Origin of the sequence: Aquirufa lenticrescens (assembly GCF_019916085.1) — a bacterium.
GTDB classification, from domain to species: domain Bacteria; phylum Bacteroidota; class Bacteroidia; order Cytophagales; family Spirosomataceae; genus Aquirufa; species Aquirufa lenticrescens.
In genome coordinates, this window is the sequence record NZ_CP049834.1 from 945,960 (window position 1) to 969,049 (window position 23,090).

Genomic DNA, 23,090 nt, shown 5'->3' on the forward strand with positions numbered 1-23,090 from the left:
TAGTATGAAAACCTATTACTATGAATAAAATTACAAAGACGCTTCTGTCGGTTTTGACCATTGCCTTGATCTTGGGTTTGGCCTTTTATCCGAAAATCAAAAAGACTTTTTTCTCAGCTGAAACGAAAGAGAAAGGAAAAGAAAAAAGTGGCCCGGGAGGTAAAGGAGGCAAGACAGCCGTGGTCGTTACGGTGGTTAAATCGACTCGTTTGGATGATATGATCAATTCAACTGGTTCTATTTTGCCAAATGAAGAGGTAGACATTCGCTCCGAAATCGCTGGACGTATTATTGCATTGAACATCAAAGAAGGCGATGTGGTAGCCAAAGGAACGGTTTTACTTCGCATCAATGACGATGATTTACAAGCACGTCTTCGCAAACTAGGATACAATAAGAAATTAGCGGAAGACAATGAGGCTCGCCAAAAGGTCCTTCTTCAAAAAGAAGCCATTTCGCAACGCGAGTATGATATTGCGGTCAACTCGGTGAATACCATTTCAGCCGATATTGAAGACCTAAAAGCGCAAATCTTGAAAACAACTATTCGCGCACCTTTTGCTGGCAGAATTGGTTTCCGTTATGTGAGTTTAGGAAGTTATATTTCCCCAAGTACGCAAATTGCTACTTTGACGAACACGAATCCGGCGAAAATCGAATTTGCAATTCCGGCGAAATACGCCACCCAAGTGAAAAACGGTGGCACTATCGAATTCATGACCGAGAACGAGGAAAAAACCTATATCGGCCGAGTGTATGCGATTGATCCGAAGATTGATCCTCAAACTAGAACCTTACAAATCCGAGCTCAAGCACCTAATCCAGGTAATGAATTGGTTCCAGGGGCTTTCGCAAAAGTGAATTTGATCCTGAAGACAAAAGGTTCAGCGATCTTAATTCCAACAGAGGCTGTTATTCCAGAAGCAAAAGGTAGTAAAGTTTATGTAGTGAAAAATGGTCATTCTGTCTCCACCAAGGTTACATTAGGAACACGCGGTGACAAGACAGTTGAGATCTTAGACGGATTAGCAATTGGAGACACCCTCATTACCAACGGTATCATCCAAGTGAAACCTGATGGCGAAGTAGAAATTAAAGAAGTCGTAAAATAAACTAGCTATGGCATCTTTTTCAGAGATTAGTATAAAAAGACCGGTACTTTCGATTGTGATGTCTATCACGATCATCGTATTTGGTATCATCGGATATACCTACTTAGGGGTTCGTGAATATCCATCGGTGGATCCGCCTGTTGTAAACGTACAAACGTCTTACACTGGAGCAAATGCTGATATTATTGAATCCCAAATCACCGAGCCTTTAGAGGAATCGATTAACGGTATCGCCGGTATTCGTACCCTTTCTAGTTCTAGCCGCGATGGCCGTTCAAGTATCACGGTCGAATTTGATCTTTCGGTCAATATCGAGGATGCGGCGAACGACGTGCGTGACCGCGTATCTCGTGCGATGGGACAATTACCTAAAGACGTGGATCCTCCCATCGTAGCAAAAGCCGATGCAGATGCGAACCCGATTTACAATATTAACGTGTTCTCGGCTACTCGAAATTTATTATCCTTAAACGAATTAGCCACCCGAAATATTAAGGAGAAATTCCAAACGATTCCGGGCGTTAGTTCCGTGCAATTGTGGGGAGAGCAGAAATACGCGATGCGTTTGCACATCGATCCGGAACGCTTAGCTTCTTTCCGTTTGACGGCACCGGATATCGTTAATGCGTTAGCGAAACAAAATATCGAGTTGCCTTCCGGAAGTATCGAAGGAGCGAACACGGAATTAACCGTGAGAACGCAAGGTCGTATGACCACAGAGGATGATTTCAATAATTTGATCATCAAAGAAGAAGGTGATCGCTCGGTAAAATTCTCTGATGTAGGTAGAGCAGAACTATCACCAGAGAATAACAAAACCTTCTTTAAGCGGGATTTGAAGCCGATGATTTCCATCGCTGTGATTCCTCAACCCGGTTCGAACCAAATCCAAATCGTAGATGCCATCCACAAGAAAGTGGAGCAAATTCGCTTGACTTTGCCGGCGGATGTGGAGATGAAAGAAGGTTTTGACAATACACGTTACGTGCGTAAATCGATCGAAGAGGTGGAGGAAACCATCTTCACCGCGATTTTATTGGTAACGATTATCATCTTCTTGTTCTTGCGTGATTGGAGATCGACGATCATTCCATTGACGGCCATTCCGGTCAGTTTGATTGGGGTGTTCTTCTTTATGTATTTAGCGGGATTCTCTATCAACGTATTGACGCTATTAGGTATCGTGCTTTCCATCGGACTTGTGGTGGATGATGCGATTGTGGTTTTAGAGAATATTTACACCAAAATCGAAGAGGGACTCAGCCCCTGGGAAGCGGCCGTAGAAGGATCGAAAGAGATCTATTTTGCCGTTATTTCGACGACCGTTACACTCGCAGCCGTATTCTTACCAGTGATTTTCTTGCAAGGTATTACGGGACGTTTATTCCGGGAGTTCGGGATTGTGGTAGCGGGATCCGTGATTATTTCTGCCTTCGTTTCGTTGACTTTAACCCCTATGTTGAGCTCCCGTTTATTGAAGGGAAGTCACACAAAACCTTGGTTCTATACGGTGACAGAGCCTTTCTTTGTGGCTTTGACGAAAGGATACGAAGATTCCTTGGCTGCCTTTATTAAAATTCGCTGGATGGCTTGGGTGATTATGTTCTCCTTGTTTGGCATTATTTATGCCCTATTTAAATTCGAAGCGATTCCATCAGAATTAGCTCCTTTAGAAGACAGAGGCGGCTTGCGTGTGAACGCAGTGGCTCCAGAAGGCGCGACTTTTGAGTATATGTTGAATTATACGGATGAGATGGCGAAGTTCTTGATGACGGACATTCCGGCGCACGAACGCTATGCCGTTTACTCGATTACCTCCCCTCCTTTTGGGAATGGTGGTTCGAATACTGGAAGTATGCGCGTGATTTTATCCGATCCGGAAGGGCGTAGAACACAGCAGCAAATTGCGGATGAGCTTCAACCGAAGATCAAGAAATTCACTGGTGCACGTGCTACCTTGATCCAAGAGCCCACTCTTTCTACTGGACAACGAGGGGGTGGTGGTTTGCCGGTAGCATTCGTCATTCAAGCCTCGACTTTTGAGAGTTTGAAGAAGAACATTCCGTTATTTATGGCCAAAGTGAGGGAGAGTTCGAAGTTCGAAATGGCAGACGTGAACTTGAAGTTTACCAAGCCAGAATTGCGCCTTGAGATCAACCGTGATAAAGCCCAAAACCTTGGTGTTTCCATCCAAGATGTAGCGACGACTTTGCAATTAGGCCTTTCGGGTAGACGTTTTGGTTACTTCGTGATGGACGGAAAACAATACCAAATCATCGGTCAAATCGACCGTCCGATGCGGAATGATGTGTCCGACTTGAAGTCTCTGTATGTGAAAAATAACCGTGGGGATTTGATCCAATTGGATAACCTGGTGAAGATCACGGAACAAAGTACACCTCCACAACTCTTCCGTTACAACCGCTATGTCGCTGCAACCGTAACGGCGCAGATGGCGAAAGGGGTGACTTTAGGAGAAGCCTTGAACGAGATGGATAAGCTAGCGAAAGAGACCTTCGACGTTTCCTTCTCTACCGCTTATGATGGCCAAAGTAAGGAATTCAAAGAGTCTAGCTCTTCCCTACTCTTCGCCTTCGCCCTAGCGATTTTATTGATCTACTTGATTCTTTCGGCCCAGTTTGAAAGTTTCATCGATCCATTCATCATCTTGTTTACCGTTCCTTTGGCGGTGGCAGGAGCCTTATTAACGCTTTGGGACTTCAGCCAAACCCTGAACATCTTCTCGCAAATCGGTATCATCGTCCTCATCGGTCTCGTGACCAAGAATGGTATCTTGATCGTAGAATTTGCAAACCAACGCAAAGAATCGGGATCAGAGAAAATTAAGGCGGTACAAGAGGCGGCAGTTGCTCGTTTTCGCCCTATCATTATGACTTCGCTTTGTACGATTTTAGGTATTTTACCGATCGCCTTGGCTTTAGGTTCAGGATCTCAAAGTAGAGTTTCAATGGGTATCGCCGTTGTAGGTGGTATGTTATTCTCTACTACGCTGACCTTGTATATCATTCCAGCGATTTACAGTTATTTATCGAGTAACCGCAAACCAGTTCATGCCGAATAAAGAAATTTGGATGCAACGCGCCTTTGACCTAGCCTTATTAGGCTCAGGGCGCGTTGCTCCTAATCCTTTAGTAGGTTGTGTGATTGTCATAGACGACCGCATCCTAGGCGAAGGTTATCACCAACAATATGGTGGGCCTCATGCAGAAGTAAATGCGATACGTTCTTGCTCGGAATCGGTAGAAGGCGCGACGGCCTATGTGACTTTAGAGCCTTGCTCCCATTTTGGAAAAACACCTCCTTGTGCAGATTTACTCATTCAGTCCGGCATCGCCACGGTCTACATCGCAAACCTAGATCCTAATCCGCTCGTAGCAGGAAAAGGTGTCGAGAAACTGGAAGCCGCAGGCATTACTTGCCACATCGGATTACTAGCAGAAAAAGGAGAATGGATAAACCGCCACTTCTTTACCTTTCACCGACTGAAAAGGCCCTATCTTACCTTCAAATACGCGGTTAGTGCCGATGGCTTTATAGCTGAACCTTCGGGTGTGCCTGTTCAGCTATCGAACGAATTATCCGCTATTCGCGTACATCAAATGCGCGCTGAGCATCCAGGAATTTTAGTAGGGGTCCAAACCATCATTAATGATGATCCTTCACTTACTACTCGATTAGTAGCGGGGACGAATCCGGTTCGCATCGTGATAGATCCTTTCCACAGAATTCCTTCCTCCGCTAAAGTCTTAACAGATGGAGGAGAAACAATCATCTTACGTTCATCAGCGGAAGTAGCCGCCCTACCTCTTCAATCGATCCTAGTCGAAGGTGGCGCGAAAACGATGGAAATGTTATTTGCGGATGGACTGGTGGATGAGCTTTGGAAAATTAGAAGCGCCAAAACACTTGATGAAGGAATACCTGAACCTAAACTGCCAGTAAAATGGCGTGCTATTGACTACTTAGGTGACGATACTTGGTTTAAAGGAATCCTAAAACCTGCCCTAGCAAGTACATATTCAAACCTAAAATAATCGCGGTTATCACCCATACAATTCCTTGCAAAAGCGCGGAATTAGCAAATTTCCCCATCTTCTGTTTATCCCCAGTGAATAAGACCAGCGGAATCACGGCGAAGCTCAATTGCATCGATAAAACAACTTGAGAGAAAACCAACAACTCCCCAATCTTCGATTCCCCGTAGATCCAGGTGATAAAGAAGGCCGGAATGATGGCGATTAATCGGGTAATCAAACGTCTTAGCCAAGGGGCAATACGCAGATCGAGGAATCCCTCCATCACGATTTGTCCGGCTAAGGTTCCTGTCAACGTGGCATTTTGGCCTGATGCTAATAGGGCGACCGCAAACAAAATACTCGCTAATTTACTCCCTAATACCGGGTCTAATAACTGATACGCATCTCGGATATCGGCCACGTGTTTCAGGTTATTTCCGTGAAAAGCAGCCGCGGCTAAAATCAATATCCCGGCATTAATGAAAAAGGCGAATCCTAATGAGATCGTGGAATCCCAAGTGGCGTATTTGATGGCTTTTTCTTTATCCTCATCCGTATCTTTGATGGCACGCGTTTGGACTATACTCGAATGGAGATATAAATTATGAGGCATCACCGTTGCTCCTAGAATACCAATGGCTACGTAAAGTTGACTTGGATTCATCACCACCGAAGTCTGCGGAATTAGTCCACCCAAAATCCCTGAAATGGAGGGCTGAGAGATGAAGAGCTCGTAGGCAAAACAACAAACGATGACAATCAAAAGAGATAAGACGATGGATTCGATGACTTTGAATCCTTTGTTTTGGAAATACAGTATTAGGAACACATCTAAAATCGTGATGACGATACCTGCTAAAATGGGAATCCCAAACAATAATTGAAGCGCTAACGCTGACCCAATAACCTCCGCTAAATCACAGGCAGCAATCGCTAGCTCACAGACCAACCACAGAAAAATCGCTACCGGCTTCGAAAACGCATCGCCACATGCTTGGGCTAAATCACGCCCTGAGGCAACGCCTAATTTCAAGGCTAGATGCTGCAAGACAATTGCGAAAATACTCGAGACAAGAATCACAGACAATAAAGTATAGCCGAAAGAGGCTCCGCCTGCTAAATCAGTCGCCCAGTTGCCTGGATCCATATAACCTACTGCTACTAAAAAGCCAGGTCCCATAAAAGCACGTAAATTCTGCCAAAAACCTTTCCCCGCTGGCACAGGAATCGTGCCAAACACTTCGGATAAGGATTTCATTTTAGGACTAGAACGCCACGGACTCGACATAATTCAGAATTTTATCAAATTTAAAAATAATTTTTAGATTAACCTAAAAAATAAATTTACTACCTTTACTCTATGGCCATTTCATTCACCGAAGAAAACTACTTAAAAGTCATTCACCGCCTCTCGGAGGCTACTTCGGATGACATTTCTACGAACGCGGTAGCGGAATTGATGCAGACAAAAGCGGCATCGGTAACGGATATGTTGCGTAAACTAGCCGAAAAAGGCTGGGTGAATTACCAAAAATACCAAGGTGTACGTTTAAGTGCGGAGGGCGAGAAAATTGCGTTATCGATTGTGCGCAAGCACCGACTTTGGGAAGTATTCTTAGTGGACAAAATGGGATTCAACTGGGACGAGGTGCACGAAATAGCTGAACAGCTCGAACACATTGAATCGGACCAATTAGTCAATAAATTAGATGAATACCTAGGCTTCCCTAAAACGGATCCTCACGGTGATCCCATTCCGAACAAGGAGGGAATTCTACCCGAACTAGCCTATTCCCATTTATCCGACATCAAGGCAGCAAAAACCTGTAAATTGATGGGGGTGGCACAGGATTCGGCGGTCTTCTTGCAACTGTTGACCAAATTGAATTTGAGTTTAGGAGCAAAACTGGACATCCAGGAGATCAACGAATTCGATCGATCGATCTTCGTTTCCATCAACGACGCTGCGCCCATCTTCATTAGTCATGAAGTGGCGAAAAACATTCTCGTTAAAATCTAGCTTAATAAATCAAGTACCTCGTCTTCGCTTAAGGCGCGTAAAATACTCTCGTCAGATGTGACTAACTCTGAGGCTAAATCCTTTTTGCGTTGTTGCAAGGCAAGGATCTTCTCTTCCACCGTTTCTTTAGAGATAAACTTGTAGGTGAATACGGTTTTCTTTTGGCCGATTCGGTGCGCACGGTCGATCGCCTGTGCTTCTGCCGCTGGATTCCACCACGGATCTAATAGGAAGACATAATCCGCCGCGGTAAGGTTTAGACCTACCCCACCCGCTTTTAGGGATATCAGGAAAACGGATTGGCCATCATCCTTTTGGAAACTTTCGACTTGACCCTTCCGGTCTACCGTACTACCATCGAGGTAGGCATACGGAATTCCGCGTTCTTCTAGAGCGGCTTTAATCAAGTTCAAATGCTGAACGAATTGACTAAAGATTAACACTTTGTGATGCTGCTCTAAGACCGTTTCTAGTTTTTCTAATACGGCCTCCATCTTACCTGAATCTCCTGTATAACCCTCTTCGCACAACGATGGGTGATTCGCAAGCTGACGTAATTTCGTCAAACCCTGTAACACAGAGAAGCGCGATTTCTGCAAGCCTTCGTCCTTAATTTGCTTCAACAACACGTCACGGTAGAACGATTTCGTCTTGTCATACAAGCGCTCTTGTTCCTCCGTCATCGAGCAATAGGTCACCGATTCCATTTTTTCTGGTAAATCAGCAGCTACTTGACGCTTCTCACGACGCAATAAATAGGGCTTGATTAGGAAATAAAGACGTTTTTTCTTCTCCATATCCGCCTTCTTCTCAATAGGCAATTGGAAATGGTCTTTGAAATAACGTTGCGTACCGAGTAGACCACTGTTCACGAAATTCATTTGGGACCAAAGATCCATCGTCGAATTCTCCAGCGGAGTTCCCGTCATTACGAGACGGAATTTCGCGTTTAATTTTTGAACTGCTTTGGTAATATTCGCTAACGGATTCTTAATCGCCTGCGACTCATCTAAAATCACATACGAGAATGCCTGCTTTTCGAACCATTCGATGTCCGAGCGGACCATCCCGAAGGAGCATAGAATCAAATCAACTTTCCCGATTTGTGCCTGTAATTTCTCCCTTTGAGGTCCGCTGTAGACTAAAACGCGTAACTGTGGAGTAAACTTCTTCGCCTCCATCTCCCAGTTATACAACAGGGAAGTAGGCATCACGAGCAAGGTAGGCAAAGTCTCGCCTTGCTCTTTCAAGCTCTGCAATAAACAAAGCGTCTGAACAGTTTTACCCAGACCCATATCATCGGCTAAACAAGCGCCTAGACCTGCCGTCTGACGTGTACGCATCCAACGGTAGCCTTCTAATTGATACGGACGCAAGGTGCCTTTGAAGTTCTTGGGCACTGGATATTCCTTCGCTTCGAGCGCTAAATCGTTTATCGTTTTAGCTCTTAATGCGGTTTTGACTAAATCTTGGTTCTCCCATTCCTGCACTAACTGGTAATGCTGGCGACGCAAGAACACGCCTTCTTCTCCGGGACGCGTCTCGGAGAAGTAGAAAAGGTCTTGGTAATCGTGGAACCAGTTGTCTGGAATCATCGCGATGGAACCGTCTGGCAAATGGAATTCTTTCTTCTTTTGTAAGATCAGCTGGCGAATTTTCAGGAAAGGGATTTGGAACTCCCCAAACGAAATCACCGCCTGAATATCAAACCAGTCTAGCTTTTCGCCAATGCGAATCTTGATTTCTGGCTTTCCTAAGAAATAGCGTGGCGCTTGGCCATCGCCTTTAAATTGAACGACAAAACCCGCCTGATCCAGCGCTTCTTTGTTCGCTGTTAACCATTGAACCGCATCCCCGCGTTGCATGAAGGCGCGGCCATCGTTTTCCATCTTCAACCCTAAGGTCTTCAGTTGTTGGAAGGCACGCTTTTCCTTGACGTGGGAGCGCATAATTTTTTGGAAAGCATAACTATCCCCTTTCTTTTCGAAAAGGACATTTGCCTCAGATGATAAGCCATCCCAAGGGAAGCGGTTATTGCCGTATTGGAAGGATAGCACGAAGTTCCAGCGATCCGCTGCTTCTAAGGCTGCCTTCTTTTTCAAGGTCTCTTCGTCCTCTATTTTAGGCGCTGTGGGGCCATAAGAAAGTAAAAATTGAACCGGCTTTTCGGTATTAGTGATCTCGAAACCTTTCGGATGGACAGGGTAACGGGCCACCATCGCCTTCACGAATTTGCGGAAGTAATCCTCCTCCATATTTTTCGGAATCGCGACAAACTTCTTGTTCAAAAAAGGGCGCAATTTCTTGCCCTCTAGTTCTGGATTGAAGTGGTATAGTTTTTGGTTCATCAGCATCCAAGCCGGCTCATCACATAATACGACTGCGTCTTTGTACTGGAACTCTAATTTATTGCCTAAGTATTTTAAGGTAGGAAAATAGTGGGTGTTCTCTTCATTACGCATAAAGTGGAACAAGACGTCCACGGCCTCCGCCTCGATTTGCACGGATTGACGCATCGGATTTCCATCATTCCCCATAATGAAAAGCGTCTTATCCGGACAAATTAAACCAAAAATTTGGCCTCTTTTCTTCTCAATTACGGACATCACTGCCTCTTGAATCTCCTTCTCTCCTTTTTCCGCATCCCAGGTCTTTAAAAAGAATTCCTCCATCGTCTTGCGCTTAGAGGTGTTGAACTTTTCAAAAACTGCCACCGGCTTCATACTCTCAATCAAACCCACCGCCGTGCGATCGCGATCGTCTAGAGCGTGTTCAAATTCATGGAAATTCCGGGAAGTAAGCGTTTGGTACTCCCAAGTCAATTGCCCCTTCTCATTTAATTGCACCACAAAGACGTCGAATAAATATCCGAGGCATTCGTGAGACAACAAAGAATAAACAACCTGGAAAGGTTTGTTAGGGGAGATTTTCATTTTAAAAACAACCGATTTCTCGGATTACAAGAGTCAAACCTTTAAAATTAAGGTTTTTTTCTCAATTGCAAGCAAGCCCAGTTGTTTTTTGATGCTTGCGCGATAAAATTAAGTTGCTGCTTTTCAGCGGATTCCAATAAAAGTGGAACATCTTCGGTGTAAAAACCACTTAAGAAAAGTAATCCGCCGGGCTTGATGCGCGTGGCATATTCGGCCATTTCTGCCAACAGAATATTACGATTGATATTCGCTAAAAGCACATCATATCGCGTGTCGTCTTCATCAGCAATCGTGCCTAATCCAAAAGGAATTTCGGCACAATCATTCAGTCCCGCATTCTCAATCGAATTCTCCACCGACCATTCATCGATATCGAATCCACGGACAAATCCAGCTCCTCGCTTCTTAGCCACAAAAGCTAACAAACCTGTGCCTGTTCCGGCATCTAGCACACTTTTACCGGTCAAATCCACATCGAACAAAGCCTTCGTCATCAACGAAGTCGTTTCGTGGTGGCCAGTGCCAAACGACATTTTGGGATTAATCACCACCTCCATCTGAAATCCAGGTTCAGAGGGGTGAAAACTCGCCCGAATCAAAACCAAATCATCAATTCGAATGGGATCGTAATTACTTTCCCATACCTCATTCCAGTTTTGCTTCTCGATGCGATTCGTCTCAAAGGTATCCAAGCCATATCGGGACATAATTTCCGTTAAAGCCACTTCAGAAAAATCAACTTCGGGACAATAGGCTACCACACCGTTATCTGCCTCTTCAAAAATATCGAATTGAATTTCGCCTAGCTCAGCGACTAAAATATCAGACAGCTCAGGACTGGCTGTAATTTTCACTTGAATAGTAGACATAAATTAATTAGATGGAGGAGTATTTTTCTTTCCGAAAACAGAAATGCCGATGTAACGCTTTGGCTGTAATCTAAAATCAAGCAGCAGCTTGTCTAGATCCACGAGCGTTTTGTTTAGACCTAGGTAAAGGCTATCGTTCTTAATTAATTTACCCGCGGTACCTTCCCCGCGTTCTAAACCTTGCACAATCTTTCTTAGCGAAATCACGGTTGCATCCACCTCTTTCAAGGTCTTGCCTATCTTCAAGGCATTCAAGGAATCAGCCACCGTATTAAACTTCGTTAACAAAGGGCGCAATTGCTTTTCTGTTTCCATTAAGTCCGAAGACAAGGTTTTCATATTCGCAGAAATCTGCGCTATGTTCGCCCGGTTATCGGTCACAATACCATTTACGGATCCGTTAATGTTAGAAACCGTTTCATTCGACGTTTTCAATAACGTGTTTAAATACGTTCCTGTATTATCAAATTTATTGGAGATCTGACGGAAGGAAACAAGCAACGAATCCGCATTGGCGATAACTGGAATGGCACGCTCTTTTAACAAGGCCGTTACCCCTACCTCCGTTTCGCCTTTTAAGAAGGAATCCTCTGGTAAGTTACCCTTTCCTTCTAATCGCAATCGAATGATTTTACCCCCTAATAAAGCGCCATCAGAAAGTACGGCCACCGTTTTATCAGGGATGACAATGTCCTGGCTAAATCGCAGGGTCACTAGAATTTTGTTGCCTTTAGATGGCTGAATCTCCACTTTCTTCACCTTCCCCACTTCGATTCCGTTCACCATTACCTGGTTAGAAACCATCAATCCATCCACATTTTCGTATTCTACGTAGTAGATTCGAGCCGTAGAGAATACGTCATTTCCCTTTAGAAAATTAAACCCGAAATAGAGGATTAAGAAGGCTAACAATGCCAAAAACCCTACTTTTAATTCATTGCTTTTGAACATCGTATCTATTTTTCGATTTCTTCTTTGTACGCTTTAAACGCCGTAGCAATCGCTGTGGCTACCTCGTTCTGTCCTTTTTCGGAAGCTAAATAATTCTCTTCCTCCGGGTTTGTTAAAAATCCCGTCTCTACTAATACACTGGGCATCGCCGTGCGCCAGATCACTAGGAATCCAGCTTGCTTCACCCCAAAACTCTTTCTTTGATACGTTTTCGAAAATTGCTCCTCTACCTTCGATGCAAATTTTACCGAGCTCGCCATGAAGGCACTTTGGTAATTCGCCATCATAATGTGCGCTAAAGGAGAATTGGGATCGAAACCATCATAGGTCTTTTGGTAATCCTTCTCTTGCAAGATTACGGAGTTTTCTCGCTTCGCTACGTTCAAATTGCCGTCCGTTTTATGCAAACCCATCGTGTAGGTTTCTGTACCGTAGGCATTCTTATTGACCGCCGCATTGCAATGCACGGAGATAAATAAATCCGCTTTGTTGCGATTTGCGATATTAGCCCGCTCATTTAATTCGATAAACGTGTCAGTATCACGGGTATAAATAATCTTCAAGTCTGGATGCGCCGCTTTCAGCTTTTTACCCACTTCTAAGATGATTTTTAAGGTCACGATTCCTTCGTGAGAACCCTTAGGGCCTGAACAGCCTGGGTCTTTTCCACCGTGGCCAGCATCTAGGCAAACGACTTTTATTCGATTCTTAATGTCTCCCTTTTGAAAGCCGCTAGGCGTCCAAGCTGTCAGCAATAAACCCAGCGCAAAAAATAAACCGATAGATTTTATCTGATTAAACATTATTTTCTAATTGTTACACGTTGATAACAAGCAAAGATGTAATTTTGTAGGCTTGTATGTAATAAGTACAAATATAATTTTTAAATTCCATTTGGTAAAGAAATCCACATATTACCTTTTTATTACCCTGCTTGTCCTTTTTGCTTCTCTCATTGAGGTAAAAGCGCAGCGAGTAATCTCGACGGATACTTTACAAAAATCCATTCCTAAAGACACGGCCGCTGATTTAGAGACTACCGTTTTCTATTCTGCCGTAGACTCTACGATTTTAGATGCAGACAAGCAAGTCGTGAATTTGTATGGGGGTGCCAAAGTCAAGTACGGTGAAATCTCCCTCGAAGCGAACTACATCCGCCTGGATTGGGCAAAAAATGAGGTTTACGCTATAGGCACGAAGGATACACTTACTCAAAAAATGATCGGATTACCTGTCTTTTTACAGGGAAGCGATAAATACGATTCAGACGAAATACGCTATAATTTTAAGACCAAACGAGCCGTCATTAAAGGCATCGTAACACAACAAGGCGAAGGATTTGTACAGGGCAAAAATGTCAAAAAAGACGAAGAGGAGAACCTCTATATCCGAAATGCCATCTACACCACTTGTAATTTAACGCATCCCCATTTTCACATCAAAGCTAGTAAGATCAAAGTCGTGGGCAAAAAAGAGATCATCTCGGGGCCTTTTCACTTTGAGTTAAATGACATTCCTTTGCCTATTGGCTTGCCTTTTGGATTCTTCCCTTATTCCCAGCCAAAAGAGGCCGGAAAATCAGGAATCATTATGCCCACTTATGGCGAGGAGCCGAATGGACGCGGTTTCTATTTGCGAGAAGGCGGGTATTATTGGGCGGCGAGTGAAAACATTGGGATTCGTTTTACCGGCCAAATCTACTCTAAAGGTGGCTGGGGTCTAGGTGCAAATTCACAGTACAATAAACGCTATCGCTACACGGGGAGCTTTAATTTAGCCTTTAATCGCAACAGCAATGGCGATGAATTTGATCCTACGAAAAGAACCGATTTCGCCTTGCAATGGTCGCATTCCCCCCGCAGTGTGGGCAACTCTAGTTTCTCGGCGTCCGTAAACATCGCATCGAATTCGTATAACCAATACAACTCTTTCAATACGCAGCAATACTTGTCTAATACGATTGGATCGTCCGTGCAGTATTCACGCAATTTTGGCCAAACAGTCCGCACCAGTATCAACTTACGGATTAACCAAAACACGAGTACACGCGTTTTTGATGCGGGAACAGACTTTAACTTTGGTCTAAACCAAATACAACCTTTCAAAAAGAAAAACTCGCTGGGTGATCGCTTCATCGATCAATTCCGTATTGGTTTGGACTTCTCTGGAGGTATTTCAATGACCAACCAAGTGGGCGATCCATACACGCGTTATGAGTTCGATGTGTATCCAAGGTCGTCTAATTCCTTGCGTGGAACGATTCAGAAGCCTTTTATTCCAATAGGAGCAGATGACGTACCTGCCGGAGTTATACCGGTGGATGCCAGCACGCTGCCAATTTTATGGGAGAAAGCACAGACGAAATTCAATTACAGCATTCCGTTAGCTTTGCCTAATTTGAAGCTTACGAAGCACATTAACCTAACGCCTGGTGTTTCTTGGTCTGGTAATATGTACACCCGTTCCTACAAGTACACCTACGTGGCGGCGGATTCAACGGTACGCATCGATACGGTGGGCGGCTTGCCTAAATTCAATTCTCAGATCGCTTTTTCAGCTAGTATGAATACGCGTTTATTTGGGACCTTGCGTTTCAAAAAAGGACGATTAGAGGCCATTCGCCATACGTTAGTACCTTCAGTTAGCTTGAGCTATACGCCGGATTATTCGGATCCGAGTTTTGGGTATTACCAAGATGTCAGAATCAACAACCGGAAATTCATCAATGCGGAGGGGAAAGAACAAATCGGTGATATTCGCCGCATCAGCACCTTCGACCCTCGCACCATGAGTTATGGGGGAGCCTCTGGGGCGATTTCTTTTGGCTTCCAAAATACCCTCGAAGCCAAGTTGAAGACGAAATCAGATACCGCCAGCGTGCTGACAGAGAAGGTCCGCATCTTAGATAACTTTGGCCTAAACGGAAGTTATAATTTACTGGCCAAGGAATATGCCCTATCAAATATCGGATTCAACCTGGCGTCACGTGTGAAAGATTTTGATATCAATATGGGTGGTAGCTTTGACCCCTATTTGTATGTGGCCGATCCGCTATTCTTTGACATCGGACGCAGAACGCCAGACTATATGTTTAGCCAAGGGGCGGGTTTAGCGCGCTTACAAGGATTTAATTTCTCGATTGGACGTCGTTTCTCCGCTGGAAAACCGAAGCCAAAAGAGAACAAGAATGCCAGTGAGGCTCAAATGAATCAAATCAACCGAAACCTGGACGACTATGTCGACTGGAATGTGCCTTGGAACTTCTCGTTCTCCTACCAATACAGTATGAATAAAACGGGTTTAGCCTCGCCTCAAAATATCAGCGGCCTAAGCTTCCAAGGGGACTTAAGTCTTTCCGAAAAGTGGAAATTCTCCGTAACATCTGGCTTTGACTTTAAGTACAAAGGCTTGACTTACACGAATATGTCCGTGCACCGCGACCTGCATTGCTGGGAAATGAACTTCAACTGGACGCCTATCGCGAGCCCATTTTATGGACGCGCGAGTAACTATTCCTTTGACCTTCGCGTAAAATCTACACTCTTACAGGACTTAAAACTGTCTCGCAGACGTAGTTTCTACGACAAAGGCGGATTCTAGTTCAATTTAGACTTGAACGCCTTTAAGAACTTATCCATCTTAGGTTTGATGACGATTTGGCAATAAGGCTCCGTCCCATTTTCGTTGAAATAGTTCTGGTGGTAATCCTCCGCCACATAAAATTCAGATGCCGCTGTAATTTCCGTTACAATCGGATTAGGGAAAACGTGTTGCGCATTCAACTTTTGCTTCCAAGCCTCCGCTTCTTTCTGTTGTTCCGGTGTATGAAAAAATACCGCGCTACGGTATTGCGTGCCTGTGTCGGCTCCTTGTCTATTTAAAGTGGTAGGATCATGTGTTTGCCAAAAAATCTCCAACAACGTCGCCACATCCACTTCCTTCGGGTCATAGGCTAACTGACAGACTTCAGCGTGCCCTGTAAGCCCCGAACAAACTTCACGATACGTCGGATTCTTGATCTTCCCACCCATATAGCCAGAAGTAACTGACTTCACCCCTTTCACGCGTTGAAAAACGGCCTCCACACACCAGAAGCATCCCGCTCCAAACGTAATTTTATCTAATTTCTGATCCATCTTAGTTGTTTGATTTTTTAAACCTGCTTCCTTTTTCTCACCGGCACTTCCGCATGAAAAATGAAAAGCGCTCGTGATGATACTCAACACAATTACCGTAATTTTCGAGATCTTTTTCATCTTATTGTTTTTTAGCACTAATTTCGCTTCCCAAATTACCTAATTTTCGTTCAAACTTGAAACAAACCTGGAAAGCCGCCTTTACTGACCGCACCTTTGCGCTACAGTTCGTAACCGCCTTAGCTGTGTTCCTTATATTCCCGTTTAAAGCGGATGATTATTTCCAATGGATTCAATTGCGAGAAGGCATCCAATGGAACGATCCCTTACTAAACGCGATTCCGGCCCTAAATGTTTCCTATCCCATTTTTGGAATCATTTATTTATCCGTCATTTACTTGTTGTATCGGCTATTGCAGGATCCTAAAAGATTCGTTTGGTTTGCGTGGGCCTTTAATTTGGAGACTGGATTTCGATTTATAACCATCTATTTAGTCGCCTTAAATCCTCCTGTAGGCTTAGTCGATTTACACGATCCATTAGCGGAGTTTTTTATCTATGGCGAAAACATGGCCATTACGAAAGATCTCTTCTTCTCTGGCCACACGGCGACTATGGTTTTTGTTTGCTTTTTCTTACCCACCACAAAGGAAAGACGCATCGCTATTGCCCTTAGTCTGGTATTAGTTAGCTTATTATTGATTCAGCATGTGCATTATAGCATAGACGTGGCTGCAGCGCCACTATTTACGCTAGCGGCCATCTGGATCGTCAAGAAGGCAGGAATTAATTAAGACGATTTTTTCTTGTCTAAGGTCTCAAACACCGAATTGTTTGATTTGTACTCTGGAATAATTTCCTTGATTTTGGCCACAATCGAATTGTTCGTACCACTCGATAATAAGTGATTCAAATCATTCGTAGCCACTTCCATGTAAGCGTAAGAAGGCGTATTAACTTCAGCAATTAAGATCTTAGGATGGTGAGTAGGAAGCGTGTTCTCGTCGTTATTCAATAACTCCTCATACAACTTCTCACCTGGGCGCAATCCGGTGTAGCGGATTTCAATATCTTTATCGACACGTAAACCGCTCAACGTAATCATCTTCTTCGCTAGGTCAATAATCTTCACAGATTCTCCCATATCAAAGACAAACACTTCACCCCCTTGTCCCATTGTGGCAGCCTCTAAAACGAGTTCACAAGCCTCTGGAATGGTCATAAAGTAGCGGGTAATTTCTGGGTGAGTCACCGTCACTGGGCCACCACGCTCAATTTGCTTTTTGAACAAAGGGATGACAGAACCATTAGACCCTAATACATTTCCAAAGCGGGTCGCAATAAACTTCGTCTTCACACCTTCCAGCTGGTTCATGGACTGCGTATACATCTCAGCTAAACGCTTCGTCGCTCCCATGACATTCGTCGGATTTACGGCCTTATCCGTAGAAACCATCACAAATTTCTCAACACCTACTTCAGCCGCTAATTCAGATAAAATTCGGGTACCGATTACATTCGTCTTAATCGCCTCGTATGGATTGTTCTCCATCAATGGAACGTGCTTGTAGGCCGCCGCGTGGAAAATAATATCAGGACGATGATTCTTGAAAATCTTACTTATGCGGCGCGTATCAGACACGTCTGCTACATTCACAATTAACTGCACATTCGTAGGCACCTTACCGGCTAATTCATATTCTAAATCATACAAGGCCGATTCCGCTTGGTCTACTAACACTAATTTAGCAGGGAAATAAGCAATCAATTGTCGAACAATTTCGCTACCAATAGATCCCGCAGCACCCGTAACTAGGATTACCTTGCCAGAAATCTCTTCGCCTATGCGCTTGTTATTCATTTGAATCACCTCACGACCTAATAGATCTTCGATCTTCACGTTGTGAATTTGGTTCATCGCAAACTCCCCTTCTACCCACTTATCAACTGGAGGAAGTGCTTTTACCACCACTCCGCGATCTAAGAAAATATCTGAAATCTTGCGCTTCGATTTAGCCGACATATTATTGATGGCCATAATTACCTCTAAGCCATCATTTGAACCTACGAACTTATCCAATACTTCTGGTAAGCTATATACTTTAATACCTTCGATGGTTTTGCCAATTTTGGACTCATTATCGTCGATAAAACCGAGAATCTTATAGTTTGTGCTGCGGTCCGTTTGGAACACATTCTTTGTCAACATTCCCGTATAACCTGCACCATAAATCAATACCCCGATTGTAGGCTTAAATTGATTAATGAAGGATTCATAGAAGCTCTTCACAAAGAAGCGAAGAATGACCATCCAAAACAGACAAATGAAAAAGTCAATGATAAGGATGGAAGCGGATAAATTAAAGACGTGCTCGAAGCCTAAAGTATTCCTGATGACTCCTGAAATTAAAACGGCACTAAAAGTCCCCGTAAATACGGCTTTTAAGATCAATATAGCATCTTCAATACTCGTGTGGCGAATAATTCCCGCATAAGATTGAAAATACAAAAAGGCTAACAGACGTAAGCCTAAAACAAAAATCAATTGAGACGCGAACACCGAGAAATCAATTTCCGGTAATTGGAAATTCATTCGTAAAAGTGTGGCAATAGAAAACGAGAAGATGACGATTAAGGAGTCAAAGACTAAAACGAGCCATCTCGAGAGAAAGCGATTAGAATATTTCCGGATGAAGGAAGACTTTGTCATTTTACTAAATCTTGGAATGTTAGCCAAAAAAAAGGTAGGCAATTACCAACATTCAAAATTACAAATTAAATCACGAAAGTAGTCCAAAATTTATCAAACGGCGTAAAATGTAGACGAACGGATTATTGTTTCCCGAACCCCGGGGCCGTTAAGTCGACGATTGCATCCGATTTCATCACCATTACTCTTTCGTTACCGATGTTCGTCATATATCCGATCGCAGTCACATCAGCGATCTTCTCTATTTTAGGGAAATCCTCCTGAGAAACAGTAAATACTAATTCGTAATCCTCTCCTCCATTCAAGGCAGCGGTCAAAGGACTCACATTAAATTCCGTTGCGGCCAGGTACGTTTCATCATCAATCGGAATATTTTTTTCAAAAATACGGGCGCCTAAACCAGAGGCATTGCACAAATGAATGATTTCTGAGGCTAATCCATCCGAACAATCGATCATCGACGTAGGAACCACGCCTAATTCTCTCAACTCGTGGATAATATCGAAACGAGCCATCGGTTTCAGCTGACGCAATACGACATAGCTTTTGCCCTCTAATTCCGGTTTCATATCTGGATTAGATAAGAATACCTGTTTTTCTCTTTCCAACGAATGTAAGCCCATCAACGCTGCGCCTAAATCACCTGAAACACAAAGAACATCATTTGGCTTCGAAGTGCCGCGCTGTACTAATTTATCCGCCTCCACCACTCCCGTAGCAGTCATTGAAATAATCAAACCTTGCGGACTAGAAGTCGTGTCTCCTCCCACTAAATCTACTTTGTATTCCTCACAGGCTAAACGAATCCCTTCATAAAGCGCGTCTACAGATTCCACCGAGAAGCGATTACTTAAGCCTAAACCAATCGTGATTTGAGCTGGAATGGCGTTCATCGCCGCGATGTCAGAAAGAACTACAGAGACGACTTTAAAACCTAAATGCTGCAACGGAGTATAACCTAGGTCAAAATGAACACCCTCGATGAATAATTCGGTGGTAGTGACTACCTTATTTCCTTTGGGATCCAAAACCGCGGTATCATCTCCAATGCCCAAGTCAGTCCAGGCTTGTTTTTCTGTAAACTGAGAAGCAATATGCTTGATTAAACCAAACTCACCAATTTCCCCTATTTCTGTTCTCTTTTCCATATAACACAAAAAGCCGCCACGAGGACGGCTTTACTAAAATCTATTCTTATTAAGGATTAACTAGGGCTAACTTTACGATAGCGCTACTTGCTTTAACGTAAGCAGTCGATTGTTGTAGACTTAAACCAGTAGCTGTAGGTGTTGCTAAAATCGTGTAGATAATAGTCCCTCCTGTTCCTGTAGGTGCACCTTCAGCACTCGTCAAACCACTTAATGTAAGGGATAAGCCATCCGATGCAACGCTATAAGTTCCTGTAAATATTTTTCCATCAAATTCTGTTAAGGTCACAGATCCTGCAGTAGATAAATCTAATTTGTATTGAGAATAGCCTTGTACCACGTTAGAGGAACTAGACTTATCGTATTTCGTTACGCCATCCCATTGGGCAGAACTAACTGTCCAAACCTTCTTAACCAAAGTCGCCACGCTCACTGTAGGAGTAGGAGGAGTGGGCGTAGGAGTAGGTGCCGGATCTCCGCCACCGCTACAAGCTAGCACGGAAATAGTCAATAATACTAAAATGAACTGCTTCATATTCAATTGTTTTGCGATGTAAAATTAAAAATCTTTCTGAAAAAAAGGCGGGTTTGGCCCTTTTTATTTAGCTTCGTGTAAAATATGAAGACATATACGCGCGGACAGTTAGCCCTTCGAAATGGGCAAGACAAGCCTGAGATTTGGGTCGCCTTTCAGGGGCTCATTTACGATATGACGGAGTCCAAATTGTGGAAAAATGGCAAACATTACGAACATTGGGCGGGGCAGGATTTAACTCCTGAACTAGCTGATGCGCCACATTCCGAGCATGTCTTTGAAAAATTTACCCCCATCGGAATCTTAGCTTAGCATGATATTAATCGTTGAAAGTGGTTCGACTAAAACAGCCTGGAGACTGATCAAGGATCCAGCTTCTGCTTATGAAAGTTTTAGCAGTGCGGGTATTAATCCCTACTACCAAAATACGGCCGAGATTACGGCTGCGCAGCAATCGGTTTTAGCAGGATTTAAAGATTTTCCCATACAAGCCATCTATTATTATGGCACCGGGGTGACAGGCGAGGCACAATGCGAAGTGATTGCTGCCGCCTTTCGACCTTTTTTCCCTAGCACTTGTTCGCTTGAAATACAGAACGACCTCATTGCGGCCGCGAGATCGCTTTGTGGGAAAGAGGCTGGCATTGCGTGCATTTTAGGAACGGGATCGAATTCCGGTTATTGGGATGGCGGGCGCATTTCGGCGCAAATTCCTCCACTGGGATTTTGGTTAGGTGACGAAGGCAGTGGTGGGCATTTAGGCAAATTATTGCTATTGAGTTATTTGCATGGCCAAATGCCCACTGAGATTCGGGCTGTTTTTGAGAAACGCTTTGGGGTAATGGATCGCTTGACCGTCTTAGATAAGGCCTACAAACAAGCCTTTCCTAATCGCTGGTTTGCCAGCTTTTCGAAATTCTTATTTGACCATCGACGAGATGCCTTTTGTTATGGTTTGATTGAGCAATCTTTTGATGCTTTTATTTCCCTCTATTTAAAACGTTATTCGGAAGCACCTGTTTTTCATTTCACCGGTTCTGTGGCATTTTACTATTCAGATATTTTAAAACAAGTGATGAAAAAAAATGGTTTACCTGTTGGACACATTAGTGAGGGACCGATGGCAGGTCTTTGCTTGTATCATAAGGGGGAATTTTGGCCATAATTTCGTAAATTGCGATATTAATAAAATGCCTAAGTCAACAAACCTAACACATTGCCTATGACATCGCACATTAAATCCATAGGGACTAAACAAAAAGCACTTCAAATCAATTTAGACCGCAGCATTTACGGTTCCTTCGCGGAAATCGGAGCAGGTCAAGATGTAGCGGCTAATTTCTTCAAAGCAGGCGGAGCATCAGGCACCATCGCTAAAACAATCTCCGCCTACGATATGGCTTTTTCGGATGCCATTTATGGCGAAGAAGCTTCCGGAAAATATGTGTGCGAGCCGCGTTTAATGAAAATGTTAAACCGCGAGTTCAAATTATTGAATGTGCGTTTAACGGAATCCGCTTCGGAGAAACGCTTCTTTGCTTTTGCAGACACGGTTTCAGCCTTAAATTTTCAAAAGACAAATGATGCCCACGGCTGGATCGGTTTACGTTTCCAATTAACACCGAACGGCGGGTTTAACGATGTCGTTATCCACGTGAATATGTTGGATAATGACAATATTTTGCAACAACAGGCATTAGGTGTAATCGGGGTAAATCTCTTGTTTGGCTGCTACCATTACCACGAAGATCCCGAGAAATTACTTTTATCTCTGTTAGACGATTTGTCCAAAGACCGGATCGAAATCGATATGATTCGCTTCGAGGGGCCGGACTTTAAAGAGGTAGACAATCGCCTAATGTCCTTGTATTTAGTGAAGCACGGGTATACGCAGGCGGCGGTTTTTGGACCGGATGGAAAGGTGATGCAGCCCTATGATGCTTTAGCAAAAAAACACATCGTAGCGGTACGTGGACGTTTCCGTCCTGTGACTAATATCTTCTCCGATATGTTGAAAAAAGGCGTCGCTCAGTTCGAGCAGGAGCCAGATGTGGATGATGATAAAATCTGTGTACTATCTGAATTAACGCTGAAAAGTTTAGAGAATGAGACCCACAAAATCGATGAGAAAGACTTCCTTGATCGGGTAGATATCTTGTGTTCTTTAGGCCAAACAGTATTGATCTCTAACTTCCACGAATACTTCAAATTAGTGGACTTCTTAAGTCAATTCTCTAAGTTAAAGATGGCTCTCGTAATGGGCATGCCTAATTTAGAATATATCTTTGAGGAGAAACATTACAAAGACGTTCCGGGTGGGATTATGAGTGCTTTTGGTTGTTTATTTGGCCAAAACATCAAATTATACCTATACCCTACCGTCGCTGAAAATGGGGCTATCGTTCAATTAAAGAACTTCGAGCCTGAGGCACATTTGAAAGGTTTGTTCCAATATCTACTGGACAATGAAAAGTTAGCCGAAATCAAAAATTACGATGAAAAGCTGATGAATATTCGTACAGATCAGGTACTTGACCTCATTCAAAGTGGAACGGATGAATGGGTTGATTATGTCCCTAAATCTGTCTCAAAATTAATTAAAGAGCATTCGCTCTTTGGCTACCAAGCCTAATAAAAAA

Annotated in this window: 18 protein-coding genes; 9 read left to right on the plus strand and 9 right to left on the minus strand. The window is 43.6% G+C overall.

Annotated features, from left to right (window positions below; genetic code table 11):
• Nucleotides 1-20: 20 nt before the first annotated feature.
• From G9X62_RS04365 to ribD, 3 genes are read left to right on the plus strand one after another with little or no spacing between them, the layout of a single operon-like run.
• On the plus strand, nt 21-1,112 hold the full coding sequence (locus tag G9X62_RS04365; protein WP_223131569.1) for an efflux RND transporter periplasmic adaptor subunit: 1,092 nt from the start codon (nt 21-23) through the stop codon (nt 1,110-1,112).
• A gap of 7 nt (nt 1,113-1,119) precedes the next feature.
• Nucleotides 1,120-4,194, plus strand: coding sequence for an efflux RND transporter permease subunit (locus G9X62_RS04370; protein ID WP_223131570.1), 3,075 nt, complete (start codon nt 1,120-1,122; stop codon nt 4,192-4,194).
• Entirely contained in the window at nt 4,184-5,167 is a 984-nt protein-coding gene (gene ribD, locus G9X62_RS04375) for a bifunctional diaminohydroxyphosphoribosylaminopyrimidine deaminase/5-amino-6-(5-phosphoribosylamino)uracil reductase RibD (protein WP_223131571.1), read from the plus strand. Before G9X62_RS04370 ends, ribD begins: the two co-directional genes overlap by 11 nt.
• On the opposite strand, the gene G9X62_RS04380 is transcribed toward ribD, so the two are convergent.
• Nucleotides 5,115-6,407 carry an Nramp family divalent metal transporter gene (locus G9X62_RS04380; protein WP_261345551.1) on the minus strand — a complete coding sequence of 431 codons (1,293 nt, stop codon included), beginning with the start codon at nt 6,405-6,407 and terminating at the stop codon, nt 5,115-5,117. The genes ribD and G9X62_RS04380 overlap by 53 nt on opposite strands.
• Nucleotides 6,408-6,509: 102 nt before the next feature.
• On the opposite strand from G9X62_RS04380, the gene G9X62_RS04385 reads away from it, so the two are divergent.
• Nucleotides 6,510-7,169 carry a metal-dependent transcriptional regulator gene (locus G9X62_RS04385; protein WP_223131573.1) on the plus strand — a complete coding sequence of 220 codons (660 nt, stop codon included), beginning with the start codon at nt 6,510-6,512 and terminating at the stop codon, nt 7,167-7,169.
• Here the strand turns inward: G9X62_RS04385 and G9X62_RS04390 are convergent.
• From G9X62_RS04390 to G9X62_RS04405, 4 genes are read right to left on the minus strand one after another with little or no spacing between them, the layout of a single operon-like run.
• Nucleotides 7,166-10,102, minus strand: coding sequence for a DEAD/DEAH box helicase (locus tag G9X62_RS04390; RefSeq protein WP_223131574.1), 2,937 nt, complete (start codon nt 10,100-10,102; stop codon nt 7,166-7,168). The genes G9X62_RS04385 and G9X62_RS04390 overlap by 4 nt on opposite strands.
• A gap of 47 nt (nt 10,103-10,149) precedes the next feature.
• Nucleotides 10,150-10,971, minus strand: a complete 822-nt coding sequence (prmA, locus tag G9X62_RS04395) for a 50S ribosomal protein L11 methyltransferase (RefSeq protein ID WP_223131575.1) — start codon at nt 10,969-10,971, stop codon at nt 10,150-10,152.
• 3 nt (nt 10,972-10,974) lie between these two features.
• Nucleotides 10,975-11,922 (minus strand): MlaD family protein, encoded by a 948-nt coding sequence (locus G9X62_RS04400; protein ID WP_223131576.1) that lies wholly within the window; start codon nt 11,920-11,922, stop codon nt 10,975-10,977.
• Between the two features lie 5 nt (nt 11,923-11,927).
• Nucleotides 11,928-12,725 carry an N-acetylmuramoyl-L-alanine amidase family protein gene (locus G9X62_RS04405; RefSeq protein WP_223131577.1) on the minus strand — a complete coding sequence of 266 codons (798 nt, stop codon included), beginning with the start codon at nt 12,723-12,725 and terminating at the stop codon, nt 11,928-11,930.
• Between the two features lie 91 nt (nt 12,726-12,816).
• On the opposite strand from G9X62_RS04405, the gene G9X62_RS04410 reads away from it, so the two are divergent.
• Nucleotides 12,817-15,522 carry a putative LPS assembly protein LptD gene (locus G9X62_RS04410; RefSeq protein WP_223131578.1) on the plus strand — a complete coding sequence of 902 codons (2,706 nt, stop codon included), beginning with the start codon at nt 12,817-12,819 and terminating at the stop codon, nt 15,520-15,522.
• Here G9X62_RS04410 and msrA read toward each other — a convergent pair.
• Nucleotides 15,519-16,178 carry a peptide-methionine (S)-S-oxide reductase MsrA gene (msrA, locus tag G9X62_RS04415; protein WP_223131579.1) on the minus strand — a complete coding sequence of 220 codons (660 nt, stop codon included), beginning with the start codon at nt 16,176-16,178 and terminating at the stop codon, nt 15,519-15,521. The two genes, G9X62_RS04410 and msrA, sit on opposite strands and share 4 nt — an antisense overlap.
• A gap of 56 nt (nt 16,179-16,234) precedes the next feature.
• Here msrA and G9X62_RS04420 point away from each other — a divergent pair, with 56 nt between their 5' ends.
• Entirely contained in the window at nt 16,235-16,852 is a 618-nt protein-coding gene (locus G9X62_RS04420; RefSeq protein ID WP_223131580.1) for a phosphatase PAP2-related protein, read from the plus strand.
• On the opposite strand, the gene G9X62_RS04425 is transcribed toward G9X62_RS04420, so the two are convergent.
• The 3 genes from G9X62_RS04425 to G9X62_RS04435 all read right to left on the minus strand — a co-directional run bounded on the left by G9X62_RS04425 (nt 16,849) and on the right by G9X62_RS04435 (nt 20,451).
• The gene (locus G9X62_RS04425) at nt 16,849-18,768 is read right to left on the minus strand and encodes a polysaccharide biosynthesis protein (protein ID WP_223131581.1); all 1,920 of its coding nucleotides are present in this window, start codon (nt 18,766-18,768) and stop codon (nt 16,849-16,851) included. The two genes, G9X62_RS04420 and G9X62_RS04425, sit on opposite strands and share 4 nt — an antisense overlap.
• 122 nt (nt 18,769-18,890) lie before the next feature.
• Complete coding sequence (gene thiL / locus G9X62_RS04430; protein ID WP_223131582.1) at nt 18,891-19,916, minus strand: thiamine-phosphate kinase; 1,026 nt, start codon at nt 19,914-19,916, stop codon at nt 18,891-18,893.
• 49 nt (nt 19,917-19,965) lie between these two features.
• The gene (locus G9X62_RS04435) at nt 19,966-20,451 is read right to left on the minus strand and encodes a hypothetical protein (protein ID WP_223131583.1); all 486 of its coding nucleotides are present in this window, start codon (nt 20,449-20,451) and stop codon (nt 19,966-19,968) included.
• 84 nt (nt 20,452-20,535) lie between these two features.
• Here G9X62_RS04435 and G9X62_RS04440 point away from each other — a divergent pair, with 84 nt between their 5' ends.
• From G9X62_RS04440 to G9X62_RS04450, 3 genes are read left to right on the plus strand one after another with little or no spacing between them, the layout of a single operon-like run.
• Nucleotides 20,536-20,763 carry a cytochrome b5 domain-containing protein gene (locus tag G9X62_RS04440; RefSeq protein WP_223131584.1) on the plus strand — a complete coding sequence of 76 codons (228 nt, stop codon included), beginning with the start codon at nt 20,536-20,538 and terminating at the stop codon, nt 20,761-20,763.
• Between the two features lies 1 nt (nt 20,764).
• A complete protein-coding gene (locus tag G9X62_RS04445) occupies nt 20,765-21,616 on the plus strand; it encodes an N-acetylglucosamine kinase (RefSeq protein WP_223131585.1) in 852 nt (283 codons plus the stop codon).
• 57 nt (nt 21,617-21,673) lie between these two features.
• Entirely contained in the window at nt 21,674-23,083 is a 1,410-nt protein-coding gene (locus G9X62_RS04450; protein WP_223131586.1) for a TonB-dependent receptor, read from the plus strand.
• Nucleotides 23,084-23,090 lie beyond the last annotated feature (7 nt).